The 13889-nt window shown below is 36.5% G+C and carries 15 protein-coding genes; 10 read left to right on the forward strand and 5 right to left on the reverse strand.

Features of this window, described 5'->3' with window-relative positions; all coding sequences use genetic code 11:
• Positions 1 to 11: 11 nt before the first annotated feature.
• Positions 12 to 1028, reverse strand: coding sequence for an NAD-dependent epimerase/dehydratase family protein (locus IW16_RS19435; RefSeq protein WP_034748360.1), 1017 nt, complete (start codon positions 1026 to 1028; stop codon positions 12 to 14).
• A gap of 59 nt (positions 1029 to 1087) precedes the next feature.
• Positions 1088 to 1663 (reverse strand): Crp/Fnr family transcriptional regulator, encoded by a 576-nt coding sequence (locus IW16_RS19440; RefSeq protein ID WP_034748364.1) that lies wholly within the window; start codon positions 1661 to 1663, stop codon positions 1088 to 1090.
• 133 nt (positions 1664 to 1796) lie between these two features.
• On the opposite strand from IW16_RS19440, the gene IW16_RS19445 reads away from it, so the two are divergent.
• Together IW16_RS19445 and IW16_RS19450 are read left to right on the forward strand one after the other, a co-directional pair.
• Positions 1797 to 4169, forward strand: a complete 2373-nt coding sequence (locus IW16_RS19445) for a TonB-dependent receptor domain-containing protein (RefSeq protein ID WP_034748546.1) — start codon at positions 1797 to 1799, stop codon at positions 4167 to 4169.
• Between the two features lie 37 nt (positions 4170 to 4206).
• Entirely contained in the window at positions 4207 to 4953 is a 747-nt protein-coding gene (locus tag IW16_RS19450) for a hypothetical protein (RefSeq protein ID WP_034748366.1), read from the forward strand.
• On the opposite strand, the gene IW16_RS26465 is transcribed toward IW16_RS19450, so the two are convergent.
• Positions 4888 to 5289, reverse strand: coding sequence for a hypothetical protein (locus IW16_RS26465; RefSeq protein ID WP_131327942.1), 402 nt, complete (start codon positions 5287 to 5289; stop codon positions 4888 to 4890). The genes IW16_RS19450 and IW16_RS26465 overlap by 66 nt on opposite strands.
• Positions 5289 to 5423, reverse strand: coding sequence for a hypothetical protein (locus tag IW16_RS27110; RefSeq protein ID WP_262485516.1), 135 nt, complete (start codon positions 5421 to 5423; stop codon positions 5289 to 5291). The genes IW16_RS26465 and IW16_RS27110 overlap by 1 nt, the downstream gene beginning before the upstream one ends.
• 88 nt (positions 5424 to 5511) lie before the next feature.
• Between IW16_RS27110 and IW16_RS19455 the strand changes: the two genes are divergently transcribed.
• The 7 genes from IW16_RS19455 (at position 5512) to IW16_RS19485 (ending at position 10858) form a co-directional block, all read left to right on the forward strand.
• Positions 5512 to 6138 carry a TetR/AcrR family transcriptional regulator gene (locus IW16_RS19455; RefSeq protein ID WP_034748368.1) on the forward strand — a complete coding sequence of 209 codons (627 nt, stop codon included), beginning with the start codon at positions 5512 to 5514 and terminating at the stop codon, positions 6136 to 6138.
• On the forward strand, positions 6135 to 6599 hold the full coding sequence (locus IW16_RS19460; RefSeq protein ID WP_034748371.1) for a GNAT family N-acetyltransferase: 465 nt from the start codon (positions 6135 to 6137) through the stop codon (positions 6597 to 6599). The genes IW16_RS19455 and IW16_RS19460 overlap by 4 nt, the downstream gene beginning before the upstream one ends.
• An 11-nt stretch (positions 6600 to 6610) precedes the next feature.
• The gene (locus IW16_RS19465) at positions 6611 to 7432 is read left to right on the forward strand and encodes a helix-turn-helix domain-containing protein (protein WP_034748373.1); all 822 of its coding nucleotides are present in this window, start codon (positions 6611 to 6613) and stop codon (positions 7430 to 7432) included.
• Between the two features lie 75 nt (positions 7433 to 7507).
• Entirely contained in the window at positions 7508 to 8098 is a 591-nt protein-coding gene (locus IW16_RS19470) for an NAD(P)H-dependent oxidoreductase (protein ID WP_034748376.1), read from the forward strand.
• A gap of 496 nt (positions 8099 to 8594) precedes the next feature.
• A complete protein-coding gene (tyrS, locus tag IW16_RS19475) occupies positions 8595 to 9794 on the forward strand; it encodes a tyrosine--tRNA ligase (RefSeq protein ID WP_034748379.1) in 1200 nt (399 codons plus the stop codon).
• Between the two features lie 56 nt (positions 9795 to 9850).
• Positions 9851 to 10372 carry a 3'-5' exonuclease gene (locus tag IW16_RS19480; RefSeq protein ID WP_034748382.1) on the forward strand — a complete coding sequence of 174 codons (522 nt, stop codon included), beginning with the start codon at positions 9851 to 9853 and terminating at the stop codon, positions 10370 to 10372.
• A gap of 48 nt (positions 10373 to 10420) precedes the next feature.
• Positions 10421 to 10858, forward strand: a complete 438-nt coding sequence (locus IW16_RS19485) for a GNAT family N-acetyltransferase (protein ID WP_034748385.1) — start codon at positions 10421 to 10423, stop codon at positions 10856 to 10858.
• A 9-nt stretch (positions 10859 to 10867) separates the two neighbouring features.
• On the opposite strand, the gene IW16_RS19490 is transcribed toward IW16_RS19485, so the two are convergent.
• Positions 10868 to 12340, reverse strand: coding sequence for a tetratricopeptide repeat protein (locus IW16_RS19490; protein ID WP_034748387.1), 1473 nt, complete (start codon positions 12338 to 12340; stop codon positions 10868 to 10870).
• A gap of 566 nt (positions 12341 to 12906) precedes the next feature.
• Between IW16_RS19490 and IW16_RS19495 the strand changes: the two genes are divergently transcribed.
• Entirely contained in the window at positions 12907 to 13554 is a 648-nt protein-coding gene (locus IW16_RS19495) for a T9SS type A sorting domain-containing protein (RefSeq protein WP_084694590.1), read from the forward strand.
• Positions 13555 to 13889: the final 335 nt, after the last annotated feature.

The raw sequence follows: 13889 nt of genomic DNA on the forward strand, positions 1-13889 counted from the left end.
AAATTACTTTTTCAAATCTCCAGAATATTCTTATGTTTCATCAGATATTCCAATGCCTGCTGTACTGCCAGCTCCGGATCTTTGGGTTTGAACCCTAACTCATTTTTGGCTTTGGAAATATCAAAATTCTGTTGCAGCCCCGAGAACATCGCGATATCTTTTCTGGTCAGCAAAGGAGGTTTTCGGCTCAACTTACCTCCAAGTTCCATGATTCCGGCAATGGCATAAAGCACAGTTTTGGGAACAGAGCCCGGGATCTTCAGGTTCAGTTCAGGATATAATCTCCCGGCTAAAGCTGTCGTATCCGTAATCGTCATACATTTTTCATTAGCCAGGATATAACGTTCTCCGGAACGCCCCTTTTGGGCAGCAAGAAAACAGCCTTCTGCGACATCCTTTACGTCAATCCAATTCAGTGTTATTTTTGTGTCTACCGGTATTTTTTTATTTAGAATCAGCTTCAATATATTGTAGGAAACATTCAACGGAAGGAAAGCTTCACTGCCAATCATTGCGGAAGGCATCACAGAAACCAGTTCTATTCCATGCTTTGCTGCAAGTTCAAAAGCGAGCTTTTCACCATCATTTTTAGAATTGTAATACATATCCCTTCTGTCAGGATTGTATCCTCCGCTTTCGTTTACAGGAAGTTTTGTATAATTTAAAGCAGCAATAGAGCTTACATAAACAATTTTTCTTACTCCGGCTTCAGCCGCCGCTTCGATAGTATTGATGGTTCCACTGATATTAACGTCATAAATTTCTTTCTTGGGATCTTTTGCCCACAGCTTAAAGGATGCTCCTACTGCATAAAATGTTTCCACACCATGGAGTGCTTTCACAAAAGAAGCCTTATCTGTAATATCCACCTTTACCACTTCGCAGTTCAGTCCCTCAAAAGGTTTTGTATTGCTCATGTTTCTTACCGCTGCCCGCACAGGAATACCTTTTTTTAGCAAAAGTCTCACTAAGTTGTTTCCCAAATGTCCGTTTGCTCCTGAAACAAGAGCCAGATGATTAGTTGTCATTGCATAAATTTTAATACTGCAAAGTTCATCTTCCTACACCCGGAACCTCTTGACTTTTGTTAGTTAATTATCTTTTTCCGAATCCTGCTGAGACTTTCGGGTTTCATTCCTAAGAATGAAGCGATATGCTGAATGGGAACATTCTGAATAATGTCCGGATAATTTTCTATAAGCTTCAAATAACGTTGTTCTGCATTTAATACAGACAGTTCTTTGGATCGGTTTTCATGATAAGCAATAGACTTTTGAAATACTGAAATGCTGAAGTCCTTCATGCTCTGGCTGCTGCTGATCAGCTTATCCAGATTTTCTTTCGTGATTCTTAAAAGATTACAGTCTGTAATGCATTCTACATTATCTTCGGAACGGGTCTGACTGATAAAATGAGTATAAGATGTGAAAAATCCAGGTGGGCAGTTAATATGTGTGGTCACTTCATTACCCTTATCATCCATATAAAACAGCCTGAGATATCCCGATACAATATAATACAGATGTCCGGGAATTTTCCCAGCCTCTTCCAGCAACGTATTTTTTGAATAACCAACAGGTTCAAAATACTGCTGAATCATTTCAATTTCGTGAGAATTAAAATGAAAATCAGAACCCATATACAGTAAAAGTTTGTCATGCATGCGATAATATTTGTAGAATATTCTTACAAAAATAGCCAAAAGAATACCTGATGGGTTGACAACTCTTTTAATATTTTCCACTTCTTGATGTAATGCCGCTGCTCAATGAGATGTTATGTATAAAAAGCCAATCATGAATCGAAAGATTATCCTCCTTTTAAGTCTTGTCTCATCATCTTATTTTTTTGCGCAGAGCATTGAAGGTAAGGTTACTGATATGCAGAACAAACCGGCACCGGAAACTGAAGTTCTGATCACCAAAGCAGATACTAAATTTTCTGCGATCACAGACGAAAACGGGATGTTTAAAATTCCCCTGAAAGAAGACGGAAACTATATCCTTGAAATTATAAAAGACGGTGTAAAAACCAATACCGAAAATATCACAGTAAAAGGGAACTCTACAAAAGATATCCAGCTGAAAGAAGCACCTGTAGAACAAAAACTGGAAGGCGTTACACTTACTGCCAGAAAAAAGCTATTTGAAAGAAAAGTAGACCGGCTGGTCTTCAATGTAGAAAACTCTGTAGCTTCACAGGGCATAGATGCTGTAGAAGCTCTTGCAAAAACACCGATGGTACGTGCAACCGATGATGCGATCAGTATCGCCGGAAAAAGCAATGTCGCCATAATGATCAATGACAGACTTTTAAACCTGAACGGTCAGGAACTGATCAATTATCTGAAAACCATCCGCTCTGATGATATTCTTAAAATAGAAGTAATCACAACACCTCCTGCCAAATACGAAGCAGAAGGAAAAAGCGGCCTGATCAATATCATCCTTAAGAAAAATTCCAGTCTGGGGTGGAACGGCTCGCTTCAAACTTCGGGAAGTTATTATGGGGACAGACCAGCGACCTCTACCCGAAGCGGAGCTTCTTTTAACTACCAGGGAGAAAAACTTTCTATTACCAGCAATTTGTCTATCGGTGACAATTATTGGGAAAACCGGTCTTATAATTATCTGACCGGAACAACTGATAATAATTACTGGAAGACGAACAGTACCAGTAATAACAATTACCGTTACAAGGGAGGTGGCTTAAAAGGTGAATATAAGATCAATGATAAAAATCTGATCGGAATCAATTATAATTATTCATTCAGTAATCCTTTGGAAACGGGTGAAAGCAGGGCGAATATCTTTGATAAAGACGGCTCTCTGGATGTTTCCTCCAATTACAGCAACAGGAACCGCAGAAATGTTCACAATGCATCGGCATTTTATGATGTAAAACTTGATTCATTAGGTAGTAAGCTAAGTGTAACCGCGAATATGATGCTCAATAATTCCAATGCCAGGAATTTTTATAATACCATTACTTCTGATGTTGTTTCTACATTTGCCAATCCTATCAGTAAATATAGAATTTACTCCGCTCAGGCAGATCTGGAGAAAACTTTTGGTAAAGTGAAAACAGAGGGAGGATTAAAGTATACCAAGATCAAAAATGATTCTGAGTTTAATTTCTTTACGATCGAAGACGGCCAAAACATTCTTAATCCAAAAAGAACGAATACTTTCTTTTACAATGAACAGAATTACGCTGCCTATGCATCCACAAGTTTTAAAATCAACGACAAATGGGATGCTAAAGCGGGGCTTCGCTACGAATACACCACTTTGGAAGGAATATCGATGAATGATGATTCGTCAGCGAAAATTAAATATGGAAAATTTTTCCCGACGGCTTACATCAGTTACAAGCCTAACGAAAATAACGCTTTCTCCCTTAATTATTCCAGACGTATTTCACGGCCCTATTTCGGGAACCTGAATCCTTTCAAATTCTATGTTTCTGAATTTGAATACAGTACAGGAAATCCTTATTTGCTGCCTTCATTTTCAGATAATTTAGAATTCGGATACGTGGTACACAATAATTTTAATGTCACCCTGTATTATAACAGGACTAAGGATGACTGGGACAGAATTCAGGTTGTAGAAGGTAAATCGAAATACAGTATCGTCAAAAATTTCTTTAATGAAGATCAGGCGGGAATCAATATCAGCTATAATTACAATAAGCTGAAATGGTTGGAATCCAATATTTTTCTGAATGGCTATTATTCGAAAACAAAATCTTATGACCCGACTGCAATAGCAGCTCCTAAAGGTTACAGTGCCAACTTCAATCTTGATAATAATTTCTTTCTGAATAAAAGCAAGAGTCTTACTTTAATGCTTGGACTCTGGAGCAATCTTCCGAACAGGGACGGAAATACATATTATTTTGCCAATGCATCCGTCTATACAGGAATGAAACTGAACCTGATGGAGAAAAAACTTCTGATCAACCTGTATGTGAATGACCTTCTGAATACCAACCGTAATAAAGGGATAGAATATTATCCTAACTACGATGTAGAATATTATAATAAAGGGATCACCCGGAACATTTATCTTTCTGTAACGTACAAATTCGGAAACAATAATGTGAAGGGCGCTACAAAAGAGGTGAAGTTTGAAGAATCTAGCAGAGCAGGCGGGGCCAGTAATTAAATTTTATTTAATACATTAGAAGCAGATAAGTTTGACCATGCTGCTACAAAAAATAATAACCGGCGGTATCCTGATTGGTTCAGGATTTCTGCTGGTTTCATGCTTTAAAGACTATGAACCGCATTTCTTCAACGGGGAATGGATGTCTGATTCGTTGGTGACTAAAGAAAATGATCATTGGCGGGAATTTCTGTATTTTGATAATGGTCAGGCAGCACGCACAACCAGTTGGGGTAAAAAATATTTGCTCAATAAGAATCTGCAAATAAAAGGATTGGAAATGTATGATCGTGACAAGGCTCTATTTCAAATAAAGGTTTTAGATTCCAACAGGATCATTGTAAAAGGAAAAGATTATTATGGAAGCTTTTATCGTAATAATATCCTGGCAGATGATATGAAAAAAGCGGTATCCACTGCCGAAGAAGTAGAAAAACAAAGGAAAAGATTACTTGGAGACTGGAAAACAGTCGATTTCAAGATCGTTTCTTTATCAACCAATCAGCAAGATACATTAACCGTCCAGCTTCCGGAGCAAAGAGTTATAGCAGGAGTTCCAACCCATACAATTACTTCTCTGAATTTCGGATATAATAAATTTTCCCTGCATTGCAATTCCAGTATCATCCCTTTCAGTTACAGGGCAGAACAAGATAAAATAGAGTTCGGATCAGGAGATGTAATTGATTCATTTAAGTATTATTTTCAAGAAGAAAGGCTAATCATTGAGTATTGTACATTCAGGAATATTCTTAACACTATCACATTTGAAAAAGTTCCGTAACCTTACTTCCAAATAATACATGACTCCGCCCATGAAATAAGCTGCAACATCTAAAATATCCCCTGTAAATCTATCCGAAAGCATGGGACAAACCACTTCAAAAAGCATCGACAGATAGAGTACAGAAGACAAAATAAATTTAAAATCTGGTTTCCATTGATATCCCAGTCTCCGGTTCATTACATATTCTATCAGATATGCATACATCGGAACAGTGATAAAATCTGTCAGATGATTGCTTATGACCGGAATAATAATCCCCTTCTTTCTAAGAAAAATAATCAGTGCCCAAACAGCAAGTCCCAGCAGAAACCCATATGAAATTTTCTTTTTCATTACATGTGAAGTATGGCCATAATTAGTCCGATAATAACCTGCAGGATCTTCACCAGTGTTTCCTGGATATCCTTTTCTTTTTTCGGATCTCTGTTTTCGGCAGTTTCGTAATTGAACATTTTTTTCCCTTCCATTCCGGTAGATTTTCTGAGGCAAATATACTAAAATTAGAACAAATGTTCTAATTTTGAAATATAATTTAAACTCTCTTATATTTGGTGCATGAAAACCAAGGATAAAATATTATCAAAAGCATTGGAGCTGTTCAACGAAAAAGGCTATAATACCATCACGACAAGGCATATTGCGGCTGATCTGAATATCAGCCCGGGAAATCTGCACTATCATTTTAAACATTCTGAAGATATTATTAAGATCCTTTTTTCTGACCTGATTCTTAAAATGGATGTTTTGATGAACAATTTGCAGAAAATAAACCACAAGACACTGGAAGATTTATATCAATTTACCTATTCCACTTATGAGGTATTTTATTCATTCCGATTTATTTTCATGAATTTTTTTGATATTTTAAAAAACATTCCGGTCATAGAAGCGCAGTATGAATCCATCAACATTACCCGAAAGGATGAGTTTCAGATGATTTTTAACGGTTTTCAGACCAATAATATTTTTAAGAAAGATATTCCTGATTTTATCATAAGAAGTCTGACCACACAGATATTCATTATAGCCGACAACTGGATCATCCATAACAGCCTTTCTTTCAAACTTAATAAGGAAGAAGCTGTAAAGCATTATGCACTTATTCAGATGAATCTTTTTTATCCCTTGCTGACGGACGAACAGCAGCAACTTTATCAGGAAAAATATATCAGCGAGTCATGATCATCAGAAAAGGTACCCCCGGCGATCTTACAGAAATGCGCACCCTCTTTACAGATACCGTTACGACGGTCTGTCAAAACGACTATACCAGCGATCAGATCAATGCCTGGAAATCCGGAGCGGAAAATGAAGAAAGATGGCTCAGGGTGATAGACAGTCAGCTCGTCATCGTAGCTAAAATTAATGGCCAAATGGCAGGGTTCTGTAATCTGGATCAGGGAAATTATATTGATCTACTTTTCGTGCACAAGGACTTTCAGCATCAGGGAATTGCCAGAAAAATGTATACCTTTATAGAACAGGAAGCTATCATCCGGAGGGAAAAGATACTTACTGCCGATGTAAGCAAAACGGCAAGACCTTTCTTTGAAAAAATGGGTTTTAATGTCATAAAAGAACAAACCGTTCATGTAAAAGGCTTTGATCTTACCAACTATAAAATGGAGAAAGAGTTAAATTAAAAATCTTTACCATGCATGAATTACACCCGGAATATCACCAGCTAAAAATATCAGTTCCTCAGGAATTTGAAAGTGTATTTACGCATTTTTATTTCGCTGAAAACAGTTCTTCCGCTTCTGTTACGAAAACCCTGCTCCCCTCTTACCAAACCATTATGCTTTTTTGTTTTGGTAAAAATGCTTTCATGACCACCCTGGAAAATACCGTTGCGGAGGTCAATAAGTGTGTCGTTTTAGGACCGGTCCGTCAATCCTTTGACTATACTCTGCCTCCAGGAAGTTCTATTCTGGTGGCTAATTTTAAAGACGATGCTTTTTACCGTTTCTTTGGAAAAGCAATGATTTCCGCTAAAGGTACTCACCCGGATGAACTCCTGCAGGATAATTGTTTTACAGAACTCTGGCATCAGATCTCTGAATTCGCTTCTCCACAGGAAAAAACCAGATACATTCTCGAATTCTGCCGTCCTTATCTTCAGGATCAGGATGAAACAAGCCGGCTGCTTAGTAATTTCGACAGCACAGCTCTTAATCCTGTTAAAGCCATAGCAGAAAAAAAGCGTCAGAGCGAAAGGAATATTCAGCTTAAACAGAAGGAACAGTTTGGATATTCTTCCAAAGAACTTGCTCGTTACAGCCGATTTCTCAAAGCAATCACCCTTATCGAAAAAGAACAGGAAAATAGCAAAAAGATCGAATGGTTCACCGTTATTGATGAGTGCGGTTATTATGATCAGAGCCAGCTTATCCATGATTTTAAACATTTCATAAATATGTCTCCTTCCCAATATGTGAAATTTCAGAAGGACATCTGCCGTTCCGGATCGGATTGATTCCATTTCGTTTTCTTACAATTTTTGCACTTCCTGCTGTTCTACATTTGTCTTATTAATTTAAACAATAATACGATGAGACATTTAATCATTTATGCACATCCCAACGAAAACAGCCTGAACAGCCGCTTGCTTCAAATCGTTATTGAAAGTCTTGATAAAGAACATCACGACATACAAATCAGAGATCTGAACAAAATAGGATTTAACCCTGTTTTTTCAATGGAAGATATGCAGAGGCAGTTCGCAGGACAAATTTCAGATGACATCAAAACAGAACAGGAATATATTTCCAGGGCAGACCAGATCACTTTTATCTATCCTATCTGGTGGACCGGAATGCCGGCTATTATGAAAGGCTATATCGACCGTGTTTTCAGTTATGGTTTTGCCTATCGTTATGATCAGGGTGTTCAAAAGGGGCTTTTAAAAGGTAAAAAAGCAGTCATTATCAATACCCACGGAAAATCCCATGAGGAATATGAACGTATGGGAATGGATAAAGCTCTCACTCTCACTTCAGACAACGGAATTTTTCTTTACAGCGGTTTTGAAATCGTTCAGCACTTCTTTTTCGACCGTGCAGATAAAGTATCTCCGGAAGAAGTAGAAATATGGAAAGAGCAAATCAGAAATACCTACTCATCACCTGTTTTTAATCTTTAAATTTTGTATCCCATGGAAAAACATACAGCAAAAAAGTCCATCAGTCCAGCGCTGTTTAAGACATATAAGATCACAAAAAAAATCATAAAATACAGTTTATTTATAACGATTCTTTATTTTGCCTACAAGGGTTTTATGGCATGGAATTAGCTTCAAGAGCGTTAGATAAAATTGTTTTTGAAACCTTTATTTTAAGCCATTGAGACTGATAAACTGTTAAGAACAGTAGTTTTTTTTTATAAATCTCAACTGATATGGAACTTTACAGCGGGTCTTAATGGTTTAAATATTGGATCACTATCGAAAGCTTTTTATATTTGTATTATCAATGAAACATTTAAACAGCATATTGCGTCTTCCTTTTTTCAGTGAGTATTACTCCCCGGCTAAACGTTCGGGAAGACTTTCTATATCTGTAATCTAACAAGAATAATCTAAAGTATATAGAGCCCGGACAGCATTGTCCGGGCTTTTTTTATATCTAAAAATCAAAAATATGATCAGTACATTAAAACAAAATGCAGCCATCATCCTTCCGGAAAACGGTCTGGAACAGAAACTCCAGCAGGCTGATAAGGAAAACAGAAGATTAATAATCAAACTGGGATTTGATCCCACCGCTCCGGATCTGCACCTTGGTCATGCCGTTGTGCTTAAAAAGCTGAAACAGTTTCAGGATCTGGGACATCAGATTGTTATTGTCGTCGGAAGTTTTACAGCAAGAATCGGGGATCCGACAGGAAAAAATAAAGCCCGGAAACCATTAAGCATTGAAGATGTGAATCACAATGCCCAAACCTATATCGATCAGCTTTCAAAGATTATTGATGTGGAAAAAACCAAAATTGTTTTTAATTCCGACTGGCTGGATGCGCTCAGTTTCCCGGAAGTGATTCAGCTGATGTCAAAAGTTACCGTGGCTCAGCTGATGCACCGGAATGATTTCAATAAAAGGTTTACGGAAAATACTCCGATTGCTATGCATGAACTCGTGTACCCGATTCTTCAGGGCTTCGATTCTGTACAGATCGAATGTGATATTGAGATGGGCGGAACCGATCAGCTTTTCAACTGTACCATGGGTAGACAGCTTCAGGAAGTTCATCAGATGTCACCCCAAATTGTAATGTGTATGCCTCTGCTGAAAGGTCTTGACGGTAAGGAAAAAATGAGTAAATCGTTGAATAATATTATAGGTCTTACTGATGAACCGAATGATATGTTTGGGAAAACCATGTCTATTCCCGACAGCCTTATCGGTGAATTTACTGAGCTTGCCTGTGATTTTTCTATTGAGGAAAAAGATGGTTTAAAACTACAATTAGAAAATGGCGAAAATCCAATGAATATCAAAAAACTGATCGCTAAAAATATCATTACCCAATATCATGATCATTCAGCAGCAGAACTTGCCGAACAGTTTTTCATCAGTCAGTTTCAGAGCAAAAATTCTGAAGAAAAGGTCTATGAACCTATATCTCCAGACTCATTTGACTGTAAGGAAGGTCCTATGAAATTAGTAGAACTCTGCAGTCAGTTAATCCGTGACCTCAGCAAATCAGCAATCCGGAGACTGATAGAAAACGGAGGAGTTAAGATAGACAATATAAAGGCAAGGGATCCTGATCTGGAAATTGAGATGATAAAAGGAACTACAATAAAAATAGGAAAGAGGCGTTTTTTTGAACTTGTATAAAATCTCGGGATTGGGTGTCTAATTTTTAATTATATTCGTCTGATTAAAGAGAAAGGATGAGTTATTTTATGGTTGATATTGAATCGGACGGCCCGATTCCCGGAGATTTTTCGATGGTCTGTTTTGGAGCTGTTCTTGTGAATGAGGAACTGGATACCAATTTCTATGGAAAACTGAAACCAATTTCAGAAAAATTTAATCCTGAAGCTTTAGCGGTTTCAGGTTTCAGCAGAGAAGAAACGATGCAGTTTGATGATCCTAAAGAAGTAATGCTGGCCTTCGAAGAATGGATCAGAGACAATACCAAAGGGAGACCTATATTCATCAGTGATAATAATGGTTTCGACTGGATGTTTATCTGCTGGTATTTTCATCACTTTACCGGAAAGAATCCTTTCGGTTATTCATCAAGAAGACTGTCGGATCTGTATTGCGGACTGGAAAAAGATACTTTCGCCCAGTGGAAGCATCTCCGGAAAAGCGAGCACACCCACCATCCTGTAGATGATGCAAGAGGAAACGCAGAGGTTCTGCTGTACATGAAAAAGGAAATGGGACTGAAAATAGGTTTGAAATAATTTATACCGGAACAATCTGGCTTAAAAATTGGAGCACACAAATAACTTATGAATACGACTATTACTTACAAAAAAGCCTCAGAAAACGATATTGATTATCTTCTTGATTTAAGAACGAAAACCATGAATCCGCATTACGCAGATTCCAATCTGCCAACGGACAGAGAAACAACGCTTCAAAGAATTCTTTATCAGTTTGACAAAGCTCATATCATCCTTTTAAACGATGAACGTGCAGGATTATTAAAGATCAACAGAGCAGAAGACAAAACGGAGGTTCTACAGCTTCAGATTGATCCCATTCATCAGGGAAAAGGCCTGGGGAAAAGGATCTTAAAGGATATTCTCGACGAAACCTCATCTTCAGGAAAAGCCGTTGCCTTAAGTGTTTTAAAAACCAATAAAGCTCAAAATCTGTATTCCAGTTTAGGTTTTAAAATTGTGGGTGAAGATGAGCATTCTTATTTTATGGAGTTTTTTGTATAGAAATACGGATCATTTTAATAAGTTATCAAGCCACACATATACATCAACATCACCGGGAATATTTAATTTTTTTCTTAATTTATACTTTTTTGTCTGCACGGTTCTTACGGAAATGTAAGTGTATTCTGCAATATCTTTGGTAGAAAAATTCAAGTACAGATAGGCACAAAACCGTAATTCCGAACTTTGAATGGTATCATTAACGGATAATATTTTCGTCGAAAATTCAGGAAACAACTGATTAAATCTTGTCATAAATTCAGGTTTATTTTCTTTGGCAAGTAAAACGACTTCTTTAAACGATTCATTATATTGGTCCTTGCCGGTAAAGTCATCTAAAGGAACGTCTTTCTTATCCAAAGTCTTTTCTTTATATTTTTTATAAAAAAAGAAGGCAAAGTAAATGAGTCCTATACTGAGAACAAGGATCATGACCAGGGTAGCAATCAATCTTTTATTGTTACTTTCCAGATTTTGCATTTGCTTCCGGTCTCTGATATCCAAAGACTTATCAAGGTTGATACCTTTCTTCTTGCTATTTTTCTGGAGCTCAACTATTTTCTTTAAATAGTAATTAATACTGTCCTTTCTTCCTTCTCTTTCATATAATTCCAGCAATGCGGTGTATACAGACAGTCTCGTATCATCCCTTGACAAATAGTTCTCTGCCATTTTCTTACTCATCAGATAATAGGTCTGTGCTTTCTGATAGTCTTTATCAACCATATATACAGATCCGGCAACATGGTAGGTAACATGTTTGATATCTGCATTTCTTACATCATCCAAATGATCAGCATCCATTAAAGCTTCTTTCAAATAAATCTTGGCAGAATCAAGCTTGCCCATATCAAGATAACCCACTGCTAAATATGCAGTAGATTTATAACTGTCTTCGATTTGAGCCTGTTGTTTTTTTCCATGTATCTTATCCAGATTTTTCTTCTGTCTGCATAATTTTGAAATTTTATATGCCTCTCTGAAATATCTTAAGGATTCAGCATTGTTTTCCATAGATATATTGATCGCTCCGCGCAGTAATGCAATAAAATAAACGTAATAAGGATAGTTTCTGATCTGTGGTTCCGCAGACAATTCATTCAGTTCATCCAGTGCTTTTACATGTTCTCCGGAAGATCTGTATAAGCCGGACTGTAAACACTTCAAACTGAAAAATTCGTCCAGATTTTTATCTGCATCAATTAATTGCCCGCTGTTTATTTTTTCGATATACTCTAAAGACTTTGCCATATTATTATTTTTGGCATAAATCTGGGCGATTTTAAGATAACCGGTTCCTTCACATGTCTGACATTTTTTTATAATATTTTGAATTTTCTGAATGTCTTTATCATTCGCAGGAATAAGGTCTATATCATGTATGCTTTTTTTTAGCTGGTCATCTGTCAGATTTTGAGTACAGCTGAAAGAAGAAAAAAACAAACTTAATGAGAAGAAGAAAAAAAATAATTTTTTTACCATTTTTTAATACTGTTTAATTTAATGCTAAAATAAAAATATTTATCCTTTTTACAACATACGTATTATCTACTCCCATATGGTAATCAAATATTTAAAATTTAATCATATTTTTTAACAATTAAATAACTACTTCTCGATACATACTCTATTATAATATTTAAAAAAAATACTGTTTTGAGTACCACAACAAAATAATCCGGATCAGAATTTTTCTTTTTAAGTATTTCGTTTCAGTATAATCTAATATTCATCACTAATAACTGAGTACAAAAGTTCTGTTTCATGCTTTTATACATTCGTATAGTCCTGAAATGTCTACGTATCAAATACTGCTTCTGATCAATCCCTCTTTTCGGATAAACATTCTTTGCTGTAAAAAACTAATTTTGAACTGTTTAAAATCTTTACTGTATTTTTTTTATTAGTTTAATGTGTTTTACTTGAGCAGGCTGACTATTCGAAAACAGCCTGTCTTAAGTTTCAGAAAATCTATCAACCTGCCCCACTCCAAATAGTATCTCAACAATTTTTAAATCTTATACATACTAACAATTAAATTTTTTTACATGCAAACAAAACTACTTTTTCAATGGACTATGATCATTTTCTTCATGACTCTAAGTCCTGAAAGCTTCGGCAGAACAATTGTTCTTAACATCAATAATGCCAACTCAGATGGCTCTCTTTACCAGATCAGCGAAAATGTTGTCATTGGAGATAAAATCCGGTTTACCAATAATTTACCGTACACGATTAGTCCCCAAAACAGCAGCTTTATCAATGATGGGGTAAGCAGTATTCCGGTCAACATTCCACCCGGAGGCTATCATGAGATAGAACTGACTTCTGCTGAAAAGGATCAGTTTACCTTTGTTCATATGCTTATGGCCCAAAACAAATACTACAACAGCAGGATCAATCTAACTTTTCAGGGGGCTCTTGGGGTTGAAGATAACTTAAACAAGACAAAATCAAAAACCCGGGTCTTCCCAAATCCATGCAGTGATGTATTGAATATCACTTCTACAGAAAACATCAGTGGATTAGATCTTTATGACGCCACAGGGAAATTGCTGTTTACTCAAACAACAGCAGATTCCAAAGAAAGCAACAAAAGAAATATTTCGATGGTTCCTTATTTAAAGGGTAAATATTTTTTGAAGATGAAAAACAATGACGGTTCATATTCTGTAGTAAACGTCATAAAAAAATAATTGCTTCAGCTGAAAAGCTTTAACAGGTAGATGAAACCTGTACTTTCTTCCGGCTCTATTTTTCAGGAACCCTATTTTTGATTAAGGCCGGAAGAAATTTTAGCTCCATTCATTTATTAAACTGGTCGCAGGACACTATTTCCTGACCCTGATCATTTGGACGTTTCACCTCTTATAACTCCAATAAAATGACTTATCTAAATTGACTGACTTAAAAATTACACAAGCAGCTTTTCTTAATGCTGAAGAATTGCTGGTCCGGCTTTTGGTGAAAATTTCGCCGGTATTTCCTTTTATCCAGGTTTCACTTTCACAGTGTAAATTATATTTCCTGA

The organism is Chryseobacterium vrystaatense (assembly GCF_000737765.1).
Classification (GTDB): Bacteria; Bacteroidota; Bacteroidia; order Flavobacteriales; family Weeksellaceae; genus Chryseobacterium; species Chryseobacterium vrystaatense.